General features: G+C 68.7%; 21 protein-coding genes and 2 pseudogenes. 3 read left to right on the top strand and 20 right to left on the bottom strand.

Translation table 11 applies throughout. The features are described from left to right. Window positions 1-84: 84 nt before the first annotated feature. Window positions 85-345, bottom strand: coding sequence for a hypothetical protein (locus tag AC07FV_RS29330; RefSeq protein WP_479090422.1), 261 nt, complete (start codon window positions 343-345; stop codon window positions 85-87). Between the two features lie 36 nt (window positions 346-381). On the opposite strand from AC07FV_RS29330, the gene AC07FV_RS29335 reads away from it, so the two are divergent. Together AC07FV_RS29335 and AC07FV_RS29340 are read left to right on the top strand one after the other, a co-directional pair. Next, a complete protein-coding gene (locus tag AC07FV_RS29335; RefSeq protein ID WP_479090424.1) occupies window positions 382-1,203 on the top strand; it encodes a LamG domain-containing protein in 822 nt (273 codons plus the stop codon). Between the two features lie 250 nt (window positions 1,204-1,453). Then, a complete protein-coding gene (locus AC07FV_RS29340) occupies window positions 1,454-1,609 on the top strand; it encodes a hypothetical protein (protein WP_479090426.1) in 156 nt (51 codons plus the stop codon). A 517-nt stretch (window positions 1,610-2,126) separates the two neighbouring features. Here AC07FV_RS29340 and AC07FV_RS29345 read toward each other — a convergent pair. The 5 genes from AC07FV_RS29345 to rpsB form a co-directional block, all read right to left on the bottom strand. Then, on the bottom strand, window positions 2,127-3,344 hold the full coding sequence (locus AC07FV_RS29345) for a phosphatidate cytidylyltransferase (protein ID WP_479090427.1): 1,218 nt from the start codon (window positions 3,342-3,344) through the stop codon (window positions 2,127-2,129). Next, window positions 3,344-3,901 (bottom strand): ribosome recycling factor, encoded by a 558-nt coding sequence (gene frr, locus AC07FV_RS29350; RefSeq protein WP_356612270.1) that lies wholly within the window; start codon window positions 3,899-3,901, stop codon window positions 3,344-3,346. The genes AC07FV_RS29345 and frr overlap by 1 nt, the downstream gene beginning before the upstream one ends. Before the next feature lie 181 nt (window positions 3,902-4,082). Further along, on the bottom strand, window positions 4,083-4,841 hold the full coding sequence (pyrH, locus tag AC07FV_RS29355) for a UMP kinase (RefSeq protein ID WP_356612272.1): 759 nt from the start codon (window positions 4,839-4,841) through the stop codon (window positions 4,083-4,085). A gap of 206 nt (window positions 4,842-5,047) precedes the next feature. Further along, window positions 5,048-5,884 carry a translation elongation factor Ts gene (tsf, locus tag AC07FV_RS29360; RefSeq protein WP_356612274.1) on the bottom strand — a complete coding sequence of 279 codons (837 nt, stop codon included), beginning with the start codon at window positions 5,882-5,884 and terminating at the stop codon, window positions 5,048-5,050. 95 nt (window positions 5,885-5,979) lie between these two features. Further along, window positions 5,980-6,909, bottom strand: a complete 930-nt coding sequence (gene rpsB / locus AC07FV_RS29365; protein ID WP_479090428.1) for a 30S ribosomal protein S2 — start codon at window positions 6,907-6,909, stop codon at window positions 5,980-5,982. A 272-nt stretch (window positions 6,910-7,181) separates the two neighbouring features. Between rpsB and AC07FV_RS29370 the strand changes: the two genes are divergently transcribed. Next, window positions 7,182-7,841: a murein hydrolase activator EnvC family protein gene (locus AC07FV_RS29370; protein WP_479090429.1), complete on the top strand. Its 660-nt coding sequence runs from the start codon at window positions 7,182-7,184 to the stop codon at window positions 7,839-7,841. A gap of 207 nt (window positions 7,842-8,048) precedes the next feature. On the opposite strand, the gene AC07FV_RS29375 is transcribed toward AC07FV_RS29370, so the two are convergent. The 14 genes and pseudogenes from AC07FV_RS29375 to AC07FV_RS29440 form a co-directional block, all read right to left on the bottom strand. Then, complete coding sequence (locus AC07FV_RS29375) at window positions 8,049-8,606, bottom strand: TetR/AcrR family transcriptional regulator (protein WP_383645923.1); 558 nt, start codon at window positions 8,604-8,606, stop codon at window positions 8,049-8,051. A gap of 128 nt (window positions 8,607-8,734) precedes the next feature. After that, window positions 8,735-9,577: an RNA polymerase sigma factor WhiG gene (gene whiG, locus AC07FV_RS29380; RefSeq protein WP_383645737.1), complete on the bottom strand. Its 843-nt coding sequence runs from the start codon at window positions 9,575-9,577 to the stop codon at window positions 8,735-8,737. Window positions 9,578-9,860: 283 nt separating this feature from the next. Continuing rightward, window positions 9,861-10,238, bottom strand: a pseudogene (locus tag AC07FV_RS29385) (DNA-processing protein DprA); the annotation flags it as partial. 153 nt (window positions 10,239-10,391) lie between these two features. Then, a pseudogene (locus tag AC07FV_RS29390) lies at window positions 10,392-12,218 on the bottom strand (recombinase family protein); the annotation flags it as partial. Between the two features lie 107 nt (window positions 12,219-12,325). Beyond that, complete coding sequence (locus tag AC07FV_RS29395) at window positions 12,326-12,538, bottom strand: hypothetical protein (protein ID WP_479090431.1); 213 nt, start codon at window positions 12,536-12,538, stop codon at window positions 12,326-12,328. A 58-nt stretch (window positions 12,539-12,596) separates the two neighbouring features. Next, window positions 12,597-13,076, bottom strand: coding sequence for a hypothetical protein (locus AC07FV_RS29400; protein ID WP_479090432.1), 480 nt, complete (start codon window positions 13,074-13,076; stop codon window positions 12,597-12,599). A gap of 281 nt (window positions 13,077-13,357) precedes the next feature. After that, window positions 13,358-13,726 carry a hypothetical protein gene (locus AC07FV_RS29405; RefSeq protein ID WP_479090434.1) on the bottom strand — a complete coding sequence of 123 codons (369 nt, stop codon included), beginning with the start codon at window positions 13,724-13,726 and terminating at the stop codon, window positions 13,358-13,360. A 478-nt stretch (window positions 13,727-14,204) separates the two neighbouring features. Next, complete coding sequence (locus tag AC07FV_RS29410) at window positions 14,205-14,585, bottom strand: hypothetical protein (RefSeq protein WP_479090435.1); 381 nt, start codon at window positions 14,583-14,585, stop codon at window positions 14,205-14,207. Continuing rightward, on the bottom strand, window positions 14,572-15,144 hold the full coding sequence (locus tag AC07FV_RS29415; protein WP_479090436.1) for a hypothetical protein: 573 nt from the start codon (window positions 15,142-15,144) through the stop codon (window positions 14,572-14,574). Before AC07FV_RS29415 ends, AC07FV_RS29410 begins: the two co-directional genes overlap by 14 nt. Next, window positions 15,137-15,466: a hypothetical protein gene (locus tag AC07FV_RS29420; protein WP_479090438.1), complete on the bottom strand. Its 330-nt coding sequence runs from the start codon at window positions 15,464-15,466 to the stop codon at window positions 15,137-15,139. Before AC07FV_RS29420 ends, AC07FV_RS29415 begins: the two co-directional genes overlap by 8 nt. Continuing rightward, window positions 15,463-15,687, bottom strand: a complete 225-nt coding sequence (locus tag AC07FV_RS29425; RefSeq protein ID WP_479090652.1) for an NUMOD4 domain-containing protein — start codon at window positions 15,685-15,687, stop codon at window positions 15,463-15,465. The genes AC07FV_RS29420 and AC07FV_RS29425 overlap by 4 nt, the downstream gene beginning before the upstream one ends. Beyond that, window positions 15,687-15,947 carry a hypothetical protein gene (locus AC07FV_RS29430; RefSeq protein WP_479090440.1) on the bottom strand — a complete coding sequence of 87 codons (261 nt, stop codon included), beginning with the start codon at window positions 15,945-15,947 and terminating at the stop codon, window positions 15,687-15,689. Before AC07FV_RS29430 ends, AC07FV_RS29425 begins: the two co-directional genes overlap by 1 nt. Then, a complete protein-coding gene (locus tag AC07FV_RS29435) occupies window positions 15,944-16,150 on the bottom strand; it encodes a helix-turn-helix domain-containing protein (RefSeq protein ID WP_479090442.1) in 207 nt (68 codons plus the stop codon). Before AC07FV_RS29435 ends, AC07FV_RS29430 begins: the two co-directional genes overlap by 4 nt. Window positions 16,151-16,722: 572 nt before the next feature. Continuing rightward, window positions 16,723-17,391 (bottom strand): hypothetical protein, encoded by a 669-nt coding sequence (locus tag AC07FV_RS29440; RefSeq protein WP_479090443.1) that lies wholly within the window; start codon window positions 17,389-17,391, stop codon window positions 16,723-16,725. Between the last annotated feature and the right edge of the window lie 17 nt (window positions 17,392-17,408).

A 17,408-nucleotide genomic window follows, 5' to 3' on the forward strand; every position in this document is an offset into this window, starting at 1 on the left:
GTGCGGGGTGGGGGTGGTCACCCGCAGGTGCCGGCTGTCAGCGCTGGTCGACCTCGGACGGCCCAGGGAGGGCCCAGGACTCGGTCAGCCGTCGCCGCGGGTGCCCAGGTGGCGGCGCCACGGCACGTCATTCCGGCTGCGCTGGAGCGACCGGAGCTGTTCCCCGTCCGGCCATGTGAAGGTGCGGTCGGGTTCGAGACGGGCGTCATCCCAGTGAACGGCGTGGATGCCGTTCTCGGCGTCGGCTGCGAAGAACACACGGACCAGCCCCCGAAACGGCAGGCCGATACGTGAGCCCGGCGACCGAAACTCCTTGCGCCCGAAGGAGCGGGGCTGGAGGATCACAGCGGCATTCTGACCGGGTTTTGACAAAGGGGGGTCATGCACGACAGATACCGCGCCATGGTTGTGGCGCTGAGCGCCGTCGCGCTCTCGTTCACGCTCGGCGCGTTCCCTGGCACCGCCTACGCAGCCGGCGAAGAACACGGCCCTCGGGCTGGAGAGACGCCGCTCAGTCGGGAGGGCTACTGGCCCTTGGAGGCGGCGCCCGGCGGAGTCGCTCCGAATGTGGAGCCCGAGGGCCTGCCTCTGATGTTGAACGGCGATGCCTGGATCTACCACAACGAGGACATCTTCGGGAATCCTGCCCTGGTTGATCAGGGCGACCTCCGGCTCGACGGTGACGGTGACTGGGCGGCGACGTCCGCGGCACCGGTCGGCGGAAACGGGAGCTTCACTCTCGGTGCTCGCGCCCGCCCGGCCGCGGCCGACGACAGGACGCAGACGGTTCTGTCACTTCCGGGCTCCGATGCCGACCGCATTGCGATCCGGTACCAGGCGGCGAACGGGAAGTGGGAAGTCGTGGTGTCCACCGAGGACGAGGCGAATGCTCCGCACGTCGTCATCACCGAGGAACAGGATCTGCCTGACGACAATCCCTACGGCGTGGGCGATCACTTGGCCGTCGTCTTCGACGCCCCTGCTCATGAACTCCGCCTTTACGTGAACGGGCAGCTGGCCAACACCTCCACTGCCGTGGACACGACCTCGTGGACGGCCTCGGGCGGCCTTCAGGTGGGCCGCTCGGCGCACCACGGTGAGTACTTCAGGGGCACCCTGGACGAGGTGCGCGCCTACTCCGGCGTCGCGAGCCCGACCACGATCCGCCAGATGGCCGCCCTGACGGGACTTCCCGACCTCTGAGCGCCAGGCGGGCCGGGCAGCTCCCCTCAGCGCTACCGGCCCGCGGTCCACATGGGTGCCGGGCGCGGACTTCCTCCGAGGGAGATCGTGGGCCTGGGCGAGGACGCCGTCGACTTCGCGAGTGGCACCCTTCGCGGGGTCCGGCAGGTGAAGCACTTCTGGACGCGCACCTCATGCCGTCGAGCAAGGTGCGTACGAGGAAGGCCATAGATCGACGGTTCCGGCCCGAACGGCCGGGCACGCGCAGGGAATGACTTCCTACTACGCGGCATCGGTTCACCTGGCCGAGCGCTGGGAGGGCCCCCCGTGGTTCAAGTGGGCCTTCCTCGGTGTGTGGGCGCTCTGCGGAGTGTTCGTCCTCTACAAGCTGCGCCAGAACGGCTGGAAGTTCCCTCGGCGGCGCTGAGAGGGCTCGGCTGCGCAGACGCGGTGTGACTGCGCGAGCCTGTCGGCCCAGAGACGGCCCCCGGCGGTCGTAGGCGGTTTCCCCAGGTCACCGGGCGGCCGGGGGTCGTACGGAGGATGGAGCGACCCGTACGGATCGCACGCGAAAGGTGTGCGGACCGACCGCGGTGCCCGTCCCCCGGCCGTGGGTCGGGGATGTATGAACAGACAGCCGATGGCGAGCATGTACGCCGACAGGATCCACTGCGCGGCGGAGACGGTGACGTCGAAAGTCGCGCAGGCGGAGGAGTCGCCGGAGCGGCGGGGGTCGGCGGGCGGCGGGCCGAGGACGAAGCGAACGGGGCGCACCGGGAGGGGCGGGGAGCCCGACTTCCTCCGGCGACGCCCCGGAACGCACCGCGCCCCTCCCGCGAGGGCGGCCCGGTCGTGCGGCCGCGGGTGCGGAAGGGGCGGGGAGGCGGCCGGTACGACCGGCAGCGGTGGACCCGCGTGTCGGGCGGCCGGGACGGCCCGGGGGGTCAGCCCGACCCGACGAAGATCACCAACAGGAGCCACACCACCGGCGCCGTCGGCAGCAGGGAGTCCAGACGGTCCATGATGCCGCCGTGGCCCGGCAGCAGCGTGCCCATGTCCTTGATGCCGAGGTCCCGCTTGATCATGGACTCGCCGAGGTCGCCCAGCGTGGCGCTGACGGCGACCGCGAGGCCGAGCAGCAGACCCTGCCACCAGGTGCCGTCGTCGATCAGGAACTGCATGCACAGCGCGCCCGCCACCATCGCGAAGCCCACCGCTCCGAGCAGGCCCTCGCGGGTCTTGCCGGGACTGATGCGCGGGGCGAGCTTGGTCCTGCCGAACCGCCAGCCCACCGCGTAGGCGCCGGTGTCGCTGACGACCGTCAGCACCAGGAAGACCAGCACGCGCCAGGCTCCGTCGTCCGCCATGAGCATCATCGTGACGAACGTGGCCAGGAAGGGCACGTAGAACGCCGCGAACAGGCCCGCCGTGACGTCTCTGAGGTAGCCCTCGGGCGGCTCGGTCATCCGCCACACGAGGACCGCGAGCGCCGTGAGCGCCATGGCGACCCACGCGCCCTCCGAGCCGCGCACGTACCCGGCGACCACCATCGCGGCGCCGCCGATCGCGAGCGGTACCAGGGGCGCCTTGATGCCCTTGCGCTCCTCCAGCCGCGTGGTCAGCTCCCACAGGCCCACGACGACGGCGATCGCGACCACACCGACGAAGACGGCCTTGACGACGAACAGCGACGCGATGATCACCGCGCCGAGCCCGACACCCACCCCTATCGCGGCACCCAGGTCACGCCCCGCGGTCTTCTTCGGCTGCGGCCGGTGCTGCGCCGGCTGCGGGGCGTCGGGCATGGGCTCCGGATTCTGCGGCACCGCCGCATACGGCTGCGCCGACGGGTTCTCGTCGCGGTGTGTGCTGTCGCCGTATGTGCTGTCGCGACGTGTGCTGTCGCGATGTGCGCTGTCGCGGTGTGCGTCGCGATACGGCTCATCGCGGGACAGGGGGCCGCTCGGCCGAGCGGCCCCCTGGTCACCGTCCTGGGCACCGCCGTGTTCGGGTACGTCGGGCACGATGGGCATGGGGCGAGTCTGCTGCGCGTAGTGCGCATCGTACGCGGGACCCGCCGGGGCAGCGCCCTGGACAGGTCCCTGGTCGGACGGCCCCCAGTACCCGGCTTGTGGCGGCGCTCCCCAGGAAGAGTCGTTCATCAGACCTCGAGCAGCTCCGCTTCCTTGTGCTTCAGGAGCTCGTCCACCTGGGCGACGTACTTGGCGGTGGTGTCGTCGAGTTCCTTCTCCGCGCGACGGCCCTCGTCCTCGCCGACCTCGCCGTCCTTGACCATCTTGTCGATGGTGTCCTTGGCCTTGCGGCGCACGGAGCGGATCGAGACCTTGGCGTCCTCGCCCTTGCTCTTGGCGACCTTGATGTAGTCGCGGCGGCGCTCCTCCGTCAGCTCGGGGAACACCACCCGGATGATGTTGCCGTCGTTGCTGGGGTTGACGCCCAGGTCGGAGTCGCGGATCGCCTGTTCGATGTTGCGCAGGGCGCTCTTGTCGAAGGGGGTCACCACGGCCATGCGCGGCTCGGGCACGGAGAACGAGGCCAGCTGGTTGATCGGCGTCGGCGCGCCGTAGTAGTCGGCCACGATCTTGTTGAACATCGCCGGGTGCGCACGGCCGGTGCGGATCGCGGCGAAGTCCTCCTTGGCGACCACGACGGCCTTCTCCATCTTCTCCTCGGCCTCGAGGAGGGTCTCTTCGATCACCACTTGCTCCTGCGTGTCTTGAGTAGGCCCGGACGCGGTTCCCTGTCGGGACGGCGGCCGGCTGCGTCGCGTTCTTCCTGCACGGTTCCCGACCGGTGGGACATTGTCCATCCCCCGGCCCGGTCCCGTCCCGTCCGTCCCCCGGACAGGTGGCGTCCGCGGACGGGGGGTGGTCTTCGGGTCAGTCCCGGCTGCCTTGGTCACCCACAAGCGTGCCGATCTTCTCACCCTTGACGGCGCGGGCGATATTGCCCTCCTTCAGGAGCTCGAAGACCACGATCGGGAGGCTGTTGTCACGGCAGAGCGTGACGGCCGTGGCGTCGGCGACCTTCAGGTCCCGGGTGATGACGTCGCCGTAGCCGAGCGCGTCGAACTTCACGGCGTCCGGGTTGGTCTTGGGGTCGGAGTCGTAGACCCCGTCCACGCCGTTCTTGCCCATGAGGAGGGCCTCGGCGTCGATCTCGAGGGCGCGCTGGGCGGCCGTGGTGTCGGTGGAGAAGTAGGGCATGCCCATACCGGCGCCGAAGATGACCACGCGGCCCTTCTCCAGGTGGCGCACGGCGCGCAGCGGGATGTAGGGCTCGGCGACCTGGCCCATGGTGATGGCGGTCTGCACGCGGCAGTCGACGCCCTCCTTCTCCAGGAAGTCCTGGAGGGCCAGGCAGTTCATCACGGTGCCGAGCATGCCCATGTAGTCGGAGCGGGCGCGGTCCATGCCGCGCACCTGCAGCTCGGCGCCACGGAAGAAGTTGCCGCCGCCGATGACGATCGCGATCTCGGCGCCGTCCCGGACGACGGCCGCGATCTCGCGGGCGATGGCGTGCACCACGTCGGGGTCGACGCCCAGGCCCCCACCGCCGGAGAACGCCTCTCCGGACAGCTTCAGCATGAAGCGGCCGCGTACTTTGCCGTCGTCGCTCTTCTCGGCCTTGGTGGTCATGGAGATCTCGCCTCTTTTACGTGGGTCACACACACGAAGGAGGCCACTGCCGGTGGGGGCGTGATTCGCATCCCGTACGCGGCAATGGCCTCCTCGTCAGATCTGCTGTCGTCCGCCGCCACGCGCGCGTGCGCCAGGGCATGCGCGAACGGCGCCGACGACTGCTGTCGACCCTACCGGGGTCGAGCGTCCGTCGCGGTACGGACTCAGATGCCGACCTTGATGCGCGAGAAGCGCTTCAGGGTGACACCGGCCTCGTCCAGCACCTTCTGGACCGACTTCTTGTTGTCCAGGGCGTAGGGCTGGCCGAGCAGGGTGGCGTCCTTGAAGAAGCCGTTGAGGCGACCCTCGACGATCTTCGGCAGGGCGGCCTCGGGCTTGCCCTCGGCGCGGGTGGTCTCCTCGGCGACGCGGCGCTCGGACTCGACGACCTCGGCCGGCACGTCCTCCTTGGAGAGGTACTTCGGCGCGAAGGCGGCGATGTGCTGGGCGATGCCCTTGGCGATCTCGGCGTTCGGCTTGTCCAGCTCGACGAGGACACCGATCTGCGGGGGCAGGTCGGGCATCGTGCGGTGCATGTACGCGGTCACGAAGCCGCCGGAGAACTGCGCGAAGCGGTCCAGGACGATCTTCTCGCCGAGGTTGGCGTTGGCCTCGTCCACGTACGCCTGGACGGTCTTGCCGGGCTCGATCTCGGAGGCGAGCAGCGCCTCGAGGTCGGCCGGGGCGGCCTTGGCGACGTGCTCGGCGATGGTCTTCGCGACGTTCTGGAACTTGTCGCCCTTGGCGACGAAGTCCGTCTCGCACTTCAGCTCGACGAGGACACCCGAGGTGTTGTCGTCGGCGATGATCGAGACGACGGCGCCGTTCTCGGCAGAGCGGCCCTCGCGCTTGGCGACGCCCTTCTGGCCCTTGATACGGAGCGCCTCGACGGCCTTCTCGACGTTGCCCTCGGCCTCGTCCAGTGCCTTCTTGCAGTCCATCATGCCGGCGCCGGTGAGCTCGCGGAGCTTCTTGACGTCAGCGGCGGTGTAGTTCGCCATGATTCCGGAATCTCTCTCGAAGTCTGAAGATCTACGGGCCGGACGGCGGGGGCTTCGTGGGCCCCCGCCGTCCAGAACCCGAAGGTGGTGAGGGGTCAGGCCTGCTCGGCGTCCGCGGCCGGGGCGTCGGCGGCGGGGGCCTCGGCGGGCTTCTCGGCGTCGGCGGCCGGGGTCTCGGCCTCGGCGGCGGGGGCCTCGGCGGGCTTCTCGGCGTCGGCGTCGGCGTCGGCGGCCGGAGCCTCGTCGGCCTTCTTCTCGCCCTCGAGCAGGTCGCGCTCCCACGCGGCGAGCGGCTCTCCCGCGGCCTTGTCACCCTCGGCGCCCTTGCCGGCACCGGAGCGGGCGATGAGACCCTCGGCGACGGCGTCGGCGATCACGCGGGTGAGCAGGGTGACGGAGCGGATCGCGTCGTCGTTGCCCGGGATCTTGTAGTCGACCTCGTCGGGGTCGCAGTTGGTGTCGAGGATGGCGACGACCGGGATGTTGAGCTTCCGGGCCTCGCCGACCGCGATGTGCTCCTTCTTGGTGTCCACGATCCAGACGGCGCTGGGCACCTTGGACATCTCGCGGATACCGCCGAGGGTCTTCTCCAGCTTGGCCTTCTCGCGGGAGAGGACGAGCAGTTCCTTCTTGGTGAGGCCGGAGGCGGCCACGTCCTCGAAGTCGATCTGCTCGAGCTCCTTCAGGCGCTGCAGGCGCTTGTAGACGGTCGAGAAGTTGGTGAGCATGCCGCCCAGCCAGCGCTGGTTGACGAAGGGCATGCCGACGCGGGTGGCCTGCTCGGCGATGGCCTCCTGCGCCTGCTTCTTCGTGCCGACGAACATGACCGTGCCGCCGTGGGCGACGGTCTCCTTGACGAACTCGTAGGCGCGGTCGATGTACGACAGCGACTGGAGCAGGTCGATGATGTAGATGCCGTTGCGCTCCGTGAAGATGAAGCGCTTCATCTTCGGGTTCCAACGACGGGTCTGGTGACCGAAGTGGACGCCGCTCTCCAGCAGCTCCCGCATCGTGACGACGGCCATGGCCGTATCTCCTTGATTTTCTCGGTTGTGCCGCGCGAGCCGGACGGCTCCCGCGCCTGACGCCCGCGATGCGCCTGCCGCAAGGGACCGAGGGGCGCTGACACGAGCCTTTGCGGGCCTCGTGTCGGGGCGTGCGAAGTCGACCCGGTGACCCGGATCGCCATCAGAAGTGTACGGGACCCACGGGGCACCGGGTGACGCGGCTGTCCACAACCGCGGGGCGGTCCACAGGGCGGGGTGAAGAGGGCCCCGGGTGCGGCACGGTTTCCCGCATGCGAGCGAGGCGATGGGTGTGCGCGGGGCGAGGGGCGGGGCTGTGGGCGGTCGTGTGGCTGCTGCCGTTCGTGGCGGTCCCGGGGCCGCCGCGAACGGCGGCGGTGGTGACGGCAGGGGCTGCCGGAGCGCTTCCGGACCCGTCCGTGCCGGCCGTGGCACACGTCTGGCCGGTCGGTGGCCGTCCCCCGGTCCTACGGGGCTGGGAGGCCCCGGCGACCCCCTACGGTCCGGGCCACCGCGGCGTCGACCTCGCCACGAACGCCGGGACTGCGGTGCGGTCGGTGGCGGCGGGCAGGGTGTCGTTCGCGGGCCGGGTGGCGGGGAAGGGCGTGGTCTCGGTGGAGCTGGCCGGGACGGGCGATCCTCCCCTGCGGACGACGTACGAGCCGGTCGAGGCGTCCGTGGCGCGGGGCGACGAGGTCGCGGCGGGCGAGGTGCTCGGCACGGTCCAGCCGACCGGCTCCCACTGCGCGGGCTGCCTGCACTGGGGCCTGCTGCGCGGCGGGGTCTACCTCGATCCGCTGTCCCTGCTCCCCCCGTGGCTGCTCGACGGCGGCCCGTCGAGGCTTCTGCCGGTACTGGGGGTCCCCCTGCCGCACGCCCCTGGCGACCGTGCGGGCGGGTCGGGCCGGTCCGGCGCGGAGATCGCCCCGTGACGGCGCCGGACGAAGGCGCCGGTCACCGTGGCCGTCGGGACACACGGACACGCCGGACACCTGCCCGCCGGTACACCCGGCCGCGCCCGGACCCGGACGGCACGCCGCGACTCCGGACGAAGGCATCGGACACACCTGAACACCCGGCCACGCGGCTACTCGGCCACTCGGCCACTCGCACGCCGTGGCCCGGTCGCGCCTGGCTGGTCAGCCCCGTACGCCTCGCAGAGCCATGGAGACAGCGGCCTCGGTGACGGCCGTCGGTTCCTCCGCGGCACCCAGCTCGATCCTCCGCACGGCCGCGTCCACGACCCCTTGCAGCAGCATCGCCGCGAGCCGCGGCTGCTCGTGCCCCATCTCGCCCAGCGCCTCGACGATCATCGCGATCAGCCCGCCGTGCGCCGCCCGGATCTTCTCCCTCGCGCCGGCGTCCAGCTCGCTCGCGGAGATGGCCACCACGGCCCGGTGCCGCCGGTCTCCGACCAGGTCGAGCTGGGTGCGCACGTACGCCTCGACCTTGGCCTCGGCGGACGCCTCACGCTCCATCGCCGCCTCGACCTCCGCGGCCCAGACCGGGAAGTCGACGGCGCACAGCTCCTCGACGACCGCCGCCCGCGAGCGGAAGTACTCGTAGACGGAGGAGCGCGCGAGGCCCGTCCGTTCGGCGAGGGCGGGGAAGGTCAGCGCCTCCGTTCCGCCGTCGGACAGCAGGGAGCGTGCCGCGTCCAGCAGGGCGGCACGCTGCATCGACCGGTGCTCGGCCACGGAGGCCGCTCGAATCCTTGGCACGCCCCCACTTTACGGACGCGCCACCCCCTACGGGAGTCACTCGTCCGGCCACGCGACCGCCCACGGGGCCACCGCCAACACCATCGGCCGCACATCACCGCTGGTCAGCGGCCGAATCCCGCCAGCTTCGCGCGCAGCTGCAACACCGACTTGGTGTGGATCTGGCTGACTCTGCTCTCCGTCACCCCGAGCACGTTCCCGATCTCGGCGAGCGTGAGCCCCTCGTAGTAATAGAGCGTGACGACGGTCTTCTCCCGCTCGGGCAGCGTGTTGATGGCCCGCGCCAGGAGCCGTCGCAACTCGCGGTCCTCGGCGACCTCCACCGGGTTGTCGGCGGCGGTGTCCTCCAGGGTGTCCATGAGGCTCAGTCGGCCCCCGCCCTCCCCACCGGCGTGCAGCAACTCCTCCAGCGCCACCACGTTGGCCAGCGACAGCTGACTGAAGACCGCGTGGAGGTCCTCGACCGCGATCCCCAGCTCGACGGCCACCTCGCTCTCCGACGGGGTGCGGCGCAGTCGCGCCTCGAGCGTCGCGTAGGCGCGTTCCACGTTCCGCGCCTTCTGGCGGACCGACCGCGGGATCCAGTCCAGGGCCCGCAGTTCGTCGATCATCGCGCCCCGGATCCGGGTGATCGCGTACGTCTCGAACTTGATCTCCCGGTCGACGTCGAACTTCTCGATCGCGTCGATCAGCCCGAAGACCCCCGAGGAGACGAAGTCCGCCTGCTCGACGTTGGGCGGCAGCCCCACGCTCACCCGGCCTGCCACGTATTTGACCAGGGGCGAGTAGTGCAGGATCAGCTGTTCCCGCAGCCGCTCGTCCCCCGTCGCCTTGTACGACCGCCACAACTCGTCGAGCGTCGAGGGGGCGGGCGGTCGCACGCTGCCACCGTCACGGGCGGCTGGGGGGATCGCCGCCCGTTCGGGCCCGGAGGTGTGCTGGGGCATTCGTCGCCTTGTGCCGTTCTGCCGTGATGCGGGTGCCTGGTGGGGCCGCCGGTCTGCTGTCTGGTTGTCGCCTGCTGTCGGACGTCTGCGTGGGGGTCTTCGTGAGCGTAGCGTGACTGGACTGTCGCGGTGCGCGAAGAGCGGAGGGAGGGTCGTACGCAGATACGTTCCGCTGAACGCTCTACAGGGGGGATGATGATCGCTCTACGTGATCACTCGAACACCTCAACTGCCCGGATTCCCAAGGGCGTCGGGGTTCCCCCGGACGGCCGAACACGCTGCGTCAGGACGGGCTCCGGCCGCCGCGGACCGAGATCATCGGCTGGCGTGTCAACTTCCAGCCGTCGCCGTGTCGTTCGACGTAACCAAGTGCTCGAAGCTCGTACAGTCTCGCGATCGCGTCGTCCTCCGTGGTCTGCGCCCGGCGTGCCACCTCGGCCGCCGTGGCCGCTCCGCGCCCGGGGAGCCCGGCGAGCACCTGGCGGGCCCGGGGCTCCAGCAGGTCGGTGGGGAGCACCGGTCCGCGCCGGTCGGGAGCCAGCTCGCCCATGTCGCCGACCAGTTCCACGACCTCGGCGGCGTCGCTGACGAGCACCGCGTCGCCGCGCAGCAGTTCGTGCACCCCGGCGGAGAGCGCGCTGGTGGCCGGCCCGGGCATACCTGTTCCGGCGGACACCGCTTCTTCCTGGATATCGGCGTCGGTCAGGACGCGCGGGTCCACGCGCCCCTCCACCCGGAACGGCGGCACCAGGTTGAGTTCAGGGATCGGCCGGTAGCCGGGGCCCTCGGTCGGCAGGGTGGCCATGATCTCGTCCCACACCCCGCAGTTCCGCCAGGTCTTGTACCGGGAGTGGATGCCCTTCCACGCGCCGAACCGCTCGGGCAGGTCCTCCCAGCGGCACCCGGTGCGCGCCTTGTAGAACATCGCGTCGAGCATCAGCCGACCGGGGCGGAGCCGGTGGTAAGGAGGCTCCCACGCCTTGACGACCGGCTCAGCCGCCGACCACTCCTCATCGGTCAGCTCGGCGGGCACCTTGCGCCCGGCGGCCTTGAACCACTCAGCCATCGAGCACGACAGCCCGAGCTTGGGCTTCGGCACCGGGCCCGTGATCGTGACCTTCACGTCCAGGAGCGCCAGCACCTCGGCTTGGTGGGCGGGGTCCATGTCGGCCAGCCGGGTGCGCGCCATCGTGGCCAGCGCTTCCAGGTCGCGCGCCCGCTGGGCCGTGGCCTCGGTCTCCTCCATCCACTGGGCGGCCTCGTCGCGCAGGTCGGTGAGCTGGCGTCGCTCCTCCGCCAGCGCAGCGGTGGCCGATGCCACGGCCGACGCGGGCAACCCCGCCTTGGCGTACTCGGTGACCATCGTCGTGATGGCCTTGTCCAGGTTGGCAATCTGGCGGTCGAAGTCTTCGATGCGGTCGGCGTGCTGCACCTGGTCGCCCTCGGCCATGCCGACCCACTCAGCCGCCATCGCCTTCAGCCGGTCCGGGTCGCCCAGCAGGTTCACGACCTCACCCCAGACGGCCGACTCCATCGCGTCGGCGTCGACCATCTTGCATGTGCAGGTCGGACCGCCCGGGTACTTCGAGGCCAGGCCGGAACAGCGGTACCAACGACCCTCGCGGCTGGTGCGCGCCATGCCGACGTGATGCGAGTTGCAGCCCGTGTGCTCGTTGAACAGTCGCTTCGACAGCGGGTAGGGCTGCGGCTGCGGTTTGCCCTTGCCCTTGGAGGTCTGGCCCAGGGCTGCCGTCAGGGCGGCCACCTCGTCCGGCTCGAAGATGGGCTTGAGCTTGATGATGACCGTCTCGCCGTTGAGCGGCTTGCCGTCCCGGCCGAACTTCGCGCCGTGTCCGGCGTGCTTGCGGTTGGGGTTCCGGAAGATCACCCGGGCGTTGATGGTGGACTCGCTGAGGAGCTTGGCCCGGAGGTTGGAGTGCGACCAGGGGACGCCCGATCGGGTGAGGTAGCCCTCAGCGTTCAGCCGGGCAGCGAGGGTGCGCGTGTTGTTGATGCCGTCCTCGACCACGTACCGATAGGCCAGCCGCAACACCTTGACCTCGGCCTCGCACTGGACGAGGTGTGACTTGCCCTTCTGACCCTGACAGGCGATCTCGTAACCGTAGGGCGGCATGCCGCCCGGCCAACCGCCCTCCTCGGCCTTCTCCTGCAACCCGCCTTGAGTGCGCTTGCGGATGGTCTCCCATTCGGTCTCGGCGTAGTCGGCGTCACGGCGCATCTTCTTTCGACCCTCGGCCGTGCTGTTGTCGTAGTCGTCCTCTACTACGCCGACGTAGACGCCGATGTCTTCGAGGGCCCAGACCCACCGCCAGAAGGCGCGACCGGTTCGGCCGATGGCGCGGCCCTCGCTCACGACGACGATGTCGAAGGGCTTCGGCTTGCGGTGCGCGTCGGCCATCAGCCGCTTGAGGTCTTCGCGGTCGGCGGCCTCCAGGCTGCCGCTGATGCCCTCGTCGGTGTAGGTGCCGACGTGGTCCCAGTCCTTGCGCCCGATGTACCGGGTGATCTTCTTCAGGGCGGCTTGGACGCCGTACCCCTTGGCCTGCTCCTCGGTCGAGACACGGGCGTAAGCGACCGCCCGCAGCCGGGCCGTCTGGGTCACCCGCTCAACGACGCCCATGGCGATATCGAGGGCGTCTGTGCTTCGCTGGTTCACGCTGGGTTTCGCTTTCTCTCAGCACTTCGGCCCGGTCGGGGGCCATCACCCCCCGACCGGGCTCGTCCGTGTCAGGCGCGGTCGGCAGGGGCGAAGTAGTCGGTGCAGTCGGCCCAGATGAAGTCGCCGCTGGCCTCGTCGGCCGCGATCTGGCGCACGCGAAGCTCGTGCGTCTCGGGGCAGTCGGCCACGGCCTTGTTGGCGAGCCGCTGGATCTCGTCGCGGTCGAAGGACTGGGCGGTGACCATGCGGCCCTGCGGGTTGCGGTACTGGATCTTGAACACTGGGGCTCCTCTCGGGGAGCCGGGCGGCCTGAGCCGACCGCCCGGCGGGGCGGGTCGGTCAGCCGATGAGCTGGAACTTGGTGGTGGTCTTGGTCGCGCCCTTGGCGTCGGTGTAGGTGAAGGTGTCGCCCTCGACGGTCCCGGTGCGCTCCCAGCGGCCGACCTTGGCCGTGACCTTTTTGGGGGCGGTCTTCTTGGCCTTGCGCTGGGCGGCACGGGCGGCCTTCTCGGCGGCCTTGTCCCGGGCCCGGGTGATTCCGGCCTTGACCATGTAGCCGAACGTGAACTTGGCGGCCAAGGAGTCGGCCTGCCCGCTGGTGCGGTGGCCGTCCTCGGCGACTCGGGTGACCAGCTCGCCAGCGGCACCGGCCCGGATCAGGAACGACTTCAGCTTGGCGTCGTGGCCGGGGGCGAACAGCCGCTTGGTCTCCGCCTGGCAACCGGTGGTCCGGCCGTCCTCCAGCTCGTAGCGGCTGCACTCGCAGCGCGTGGACTCGGCGGCGGCGGTGGTCTTCGCGGCGGTGGTGTTGGCGGCCATTTCACTTCTCCCTGAATTCCCGAATTCCCCCCGGCGGCTGCCGAGAATTCAAGAAAATCATGGGATTTGCGCACCGCACAATTCCTGAAATTTAGCCGAATCTAAAAAGGCACTCGGAATAGGCGTGACCACACCCATTCGCGCACCGCCATTCACGGCAAGTAATCGGCACTTGAACTTGAGCCTGAACAGGGGGGAGACCCCCCTCCTGGGGGCTCCGTGGCCGGTGGGAGGGGGTGTCTGGGGGTGTGTTCAGGTTCGAGTTCAAGTTCAAGTTCGGGTCAGAAGCCGCCGCCGATGAAATCGCGGTTGCTGGCCAGGTCCCATTTCCGCTCGCCCTTGCGGGGGCTGGCGATCCGCGCGATGTCCTCTTGGTGGAGCTTGCGGAACATGGGCTGGAGGTCACGCGCGAGGGCGGCCACGCGCCGCAGGTCGGCGTGCATTTCCTTCATCTGGTCGACGATGGCGTCGTGAAGGGGGAACTCCTCGTCGGCGTGCCGGGCCATCGTGCCGAACGCCTGGGCGATCTGGTCGTACGCGTCGGCGAAGCCCATGAAGTCGTGGCCGACCTGCATCATGCCTTCGGGCGCGTAGACCGTGGCGGCACCCAGCATCTCGGCCGCTGCCTGGTTGAAGTGGGCTTGGCTCATGTCGACTCCTGCTGCTGTCACGTCACGTTGATTTGGCGATTACGGGTGGTGGCCGGCGGTCATGTTGAGGGTTGGCCTCGCGTGAGATCGTTGGGCCACCTGCTGCCGCCGATCCCTCGGGTTCACGGCCCGGGGTCCGGTGGATCTGGCTTGCCTGGTCGTCAAGGTCGAGCCGATCCGGCTTGCTGGGTCGTCAAGGTCGGCCCGATCAGGTCGGGACTCGGGCCGGACCTCAACGCCCGGATCTCGATCAGGAGTTGCGCGGTCGGCAAGGTCCGGCCCTCGTGCTGGCCGATCCGGCGGGGGTCCGAGCGGACCGAGGAGCGTCACCCGGCAGAGGCAGGCTGACGCCCGTTCCGCGCACCGCTCTGGCTGCGGCTCCCGGCGGCTCTCCCTGGATCTCTCGTGCGCCCGGCGGGCCCGTGGGCCCCCGGCGGGACGGGAGGCCGTCCGTGCCCCCGTCCCGCCCCGCCGCTGCCTACCGTCCGCCCCGCACGCGGGTGGCCGGACGGCTCTCGTCCACGATCTCGGTCCGGCCGTCCGCGTAGGTCCGGATCGCCTGGCCGGTGATCGGGTCGCGCCGCTCGCTGTAGGACTCGGCCGCCCGTGCCGCGTGCGCGTTGGCGCTCCCGATCCCGGCTGCCTTGCGGATCTCGGCGGCCTGCTCCTCGGTCATGGTGCCGTCGCCCTCGATCGGCTCGCCCTGGACCACCGCCGAGTCCAGCGGGGTCCGGCCATCCCGGTAGTGGAACCGCCCGGCCACCTGTCCGCCGTACATCTCCTCCCGCAGGTCGTCCACGCTCGGGCCGTCCGGGGTCATCGGGCCCTGCACGATCTGGCCGAAGTTACGGTTCGTCATGTTGCTTCGCCTCCTGGTGCATCTTGTTGAAGATCTCGATTCCTTCGGGGCTGTCCATCGGTACGCCATACTTCGCTTCAAAGCCGTCGCGCATCAGCCCCATTTGGAAACGAAGGTCGAGGAGCTGGCCCTTGGCCTCTTCGGCTTCCTCTTGGTTGGTGAGTTCGGGGGTCATGCGCTGGGCGGCCTGGGTCAGATCGCCGATCGCCTTGGAGGCGAACGCGTAATCCCGGTGGGTGCGAGCGGTGCGCAGCAGCATTCGGGCCACTGCGATGTCCTCGTGTAGGCCGAGGGCGATTCCGGCTGACGCCTTTTTCAGCTCGGCAATTCGAGCCTTCAACGCCTTTTCGGTCTGCGACGTGTCGAACGTGATGCCGTTCGCCTTGGCGATTCGGGTAACCGAAGCCCACGGAATCCCGGTGCGCCGTGAAATTTCATTTCGCCCCATGCCTTGCTGGGCGAGCACAACGACCATTTCCGCGCGAGGTTGGACTAGGTCGTCTCCGGCCGGTTTCGCGACCTCGTTGCCGATGCTTTCCGGCTCCTCCTGCTTAGGCACCTTCACCCCGCAGGCTCAGCCCCGGGTCTCCCGGCTTCCAGTTCGTGACCCATTCCGCGATCTTGTCCAGGTCGGCCAGCGCTTCCGGCGTCTTGCACCGTTCGGCCACCTCGTCCAGCTTCCGCAGCGTGGCCACCTTGGCTGCGTCCAGCGGCGTCCCTTTCAGGACTTCGCCCTCTCGGCTTCCGCTCCATTCTCCGGCCGTCATCGGGGTCACGCCCTCCTCGTCCAGCCACCAGCCCGTGACCTCGCTGGCGAGCTGTTCCCGCTTTCTGCCGACCGGCCCTATCAGCCACGTCCGCGTGTCCACCGGCTCGATCACTTTTCCTCCTCGGGGAAAGCAGCCGCCACCAGCAGGTGAACCCGGCGATCCCGCATCCGTCCGTCTGAACAGCTCATCCGAACCGTGGGGAATCCGTCCCGGTCCTTTCGCGTCTTGAGCGTGCGACCTCGGGCGATCGGTCCCCAGCTCCGCACTTCCCCGAAATTCGACACCTCGTAGATCCGATCGAATCCGGGAATCTTGCGCCATTCCTCGGTCATCACTTGGCGGCCTCCTTGGCTTTCGACCACTGGGCCACCTGCGCCCATGCCTCATCGCGCCCCATCAGCCGCAGCTCGCTGACATTCCCGGGGTTCGTGTCGACCCCCCTCAGGCTGGCCAGCTTGGGCGTGACGCCCTCCTCGGTGACGGTCCAGCTCTCCACGCGAACCGGCACCACCCCGTAAGGCGTCTCGACCATCGCCCACCAGACGGGCGCGTCCGGTGCTTTCAAGTCCACGTATGAAAATTCGCGCTTCATTCCGTCACCTCCCTTTTCAGTAGCTCGTCAATCGTGCAGCCCATGAAAGCGGCGATTTTGATAAGGCTCGGCACACTCGGTGTGCAGGCCCCGGTTTCCCAACGCCAGATCACCACGTGCGAGGTGCCGAGCGTCTCGGCAGCGTTCCGAATAGACATGCCCTGCCGCTCACGAAACCGCCGCAACTTCTGTCCGGCGCTCATATCTCTATGTAATCACCTGTGAAAACACCCAGAAATACCGGTTGCCCAAGGTGCAAGTTGCTCGCATGGCAATTGGTCTTTTAGGGCCACCCCGCCGGGTCTTCACTGGTGTTTGGTCTCGTAGAGGGACGAGGGAAGTTCTGGGTCCACCACTTCCCCGCTCATGTGGACCGCCCGGGGAAAGTGAGCCCCACCCAGCCGACGGGTCTGGGTGGGGCTCACTGGTATTTCTCGGGCCACTGCCGCCAGCGTTTGATAGGTGGTAGCTCGATGACTTATCTCGATGGGCCATTGAGTTACCTCCGAACGAAGCCCCCTCGATCAACCGGAATCAGGCCCGGTCCGAGGGGGCTTCGTCATGTTGGCGGCAAGGTGACCGCCGGCCTTACTTCCAGTGATTGGCGATCACGACTCGTTATTGCAGGCCAGCCCTGGCGCTCTCCGGGGCCACCTGCTGCCGTGCCCTGGTGTCGTCCGGGCCTCCGGTGGTATCTCCCGTGGCCTCTGGGCCCGTGCCGGGGCCCTCGTGCCGCCGGGCCTCTCTCGTGCCCTCCGGAGTACCGTCCCGGCCCTCAGCCCTCTCGATGCGGGCAAACACCGCCGTTCCAGTGTCGTCCTGAATTGCAGTTCCAACACATGACTTGGAAGCCGACCGGGTAGCCCTCACGCCGCAACCAGCGGTAAAGGGTTCCGTTACCCCCGTTGATCACTTCACGTCGGTGAGCTGCACCGTCATTGTTGACATGGTCTATGGTCAGCAACATCAGCCTATGCTCGCCACAGCAGGCGCATTTCCCACCATACGCTGACATCACATCAATTCTCACCTTACGCCTTTTACGCTGACCAATGTTGATTGGCTCGATTGGTGGGGCCAGGTGGGGGCAATCACCGCCATTGAAATAGCGTCCTGCGTTGCAGTTGATGCACAGCGTTTGAAACCCAGTCGGGAAGTCGTTCTTGTCAAGCCACCGGTACAGGCTCGCCCCGTTCTTTCCAATGCTTCGACGGTGTTCGGCTCCATTGTCCCAATAATGGTCAATGGTCAAGAAACGTTCGATCGTTTCGCCGCAGCACGCACACTCGCGGCCGTAGTAATCCAGGCACGCGGCACGTCGAGCAGCATTCGCCTCGTTTTCGGCAACTCTGCGACACTCTTTGCATTCTCCTCTGACCGTGATTTTGTCAGGGGTTCTCAAGTGGCCACGCTTGCATGTCGGTACTTCAATTTCGATTGCCATCGAGTCCTCATCCTGAT

The sequence above is a fragment of the Streptomyces sp. NPDC045956 genome (genome assembly GCF_056430705.1).

What these genes read in the sequence shown, in the direction of transcription:
- AC07FV_RS29335 (WP_479090424.1), top strand. Translation starts at nt 382, where the DNA reads ATGCACGACAGATACCGCGCCATGGTTGTGGCGCTGAGCGCCGTCGCG.
- AC07FV_RS29340 (WP_479090426.1), top strand. Translation starts at nt 1,454, where the DNA reads ATGACTTCCTACTACGCGGCATCGGTTCACCTGGCCGAGCGCTGGGAG.
- AC07FV_RS29345 (WP_479090427.1), bottom strand. Translation starts at nt 3,344, where the DNA reads ATGAACGACTCTTCCTGGGGAGCGCCGCCACAAGCCGGGTACTGGGGG.
- pyrH (WP_356612272.1), bottom strand. Translation starts at nt 4,841, where the DNA reads ATGACCACCAAGGCCGAGAAGAGCGACGACGGCAAAGTACGCGGCCGC.
- tsf (WP_356612274.1), bottom strand. Translation starts at nt 5,884, where the DNA reads ATGGCGAACTACACCGCCGCTGACGTCAAGAAGCTCCGCGAGCTCACC.
- rpsB (WP_479090428.1), bottom strand. Translation starts at nt 6,909, where the DNA reads ATGGCCGTCGTCACGATGCGGGAGCTGCTGGAGAGCGGCGTCCACTTC.
- AC07FV_RS29370 (WP_479090429.1), top strand. Translation starts at nt 7,182, where the DNA reads ATGCGAGCGAGGCGATGGGTGTGCGCGGGGCGAGGGGCGGGGCTGTGG.
- whiG (WP_383645737.1), bottom strand. Translation starts at nt 9,577, where the DNA reads ATGCCCCAGCACACCTCCGGGCCCGAACGGGCGGCGATCCCCCCAGCC.
- AC07FV_RS29400 (WP_479090432.1), bottom strand. Translation starts at nt 13,076, where the DNA reads ATGGCCGCCAACACCACCGCCGCGAAGACCACCGCCGCCGCCGAGTCC.
- AC07FV_RS29405 (WP_479090434.1), bottom strand. Translation starts at nt 13,726, where the DNA reads ATGAGCCAAGCCCACTTCAACCAGGCAGCGGCCGAGATGCTGGGTGCC.
- AC07FV_RS29410 (WP_479090435.1), bottom strand. Translation starts at nt 14,585, where the DNA reads ATGACGAACCGTAACTTCGGCCAGATCGTGCAGGGCCCGATGACCCCG.
- AC07FV_RS29425 (WP_479090652.1), bottom strand. Translation starts at nt 15,687, where the DNA reads ATGACCGAGGAATGGCGCAAGATTCCCGGATTCGATCGGATCTACGAG.
- AC07FV_RS29430 (WP_479090440.1), bottom strand. Translation starts at nt 15,947, where the DNA reads ATGAAGCGCGAATTTTCATACGTGGACTTGAAAGCACCGGACGCGCCC.
- AC07FV_RS29435 (WP_479090442.1), bottom strand. Translation starts at nt 16,150, where the DNA reads ATGAGCGCCGGACAGAAGTTGCGGCGGTTTCGTGAGCGGCAGGGCATG.
- AC07FV_RS29440 (WP_479090443.1), bottom strand. Translation starts at nt 17,391, where the DNA reads ATGGCAATCGAAATTGAAGTACCGACATGCAAGCGTGGCCACTTGAGA.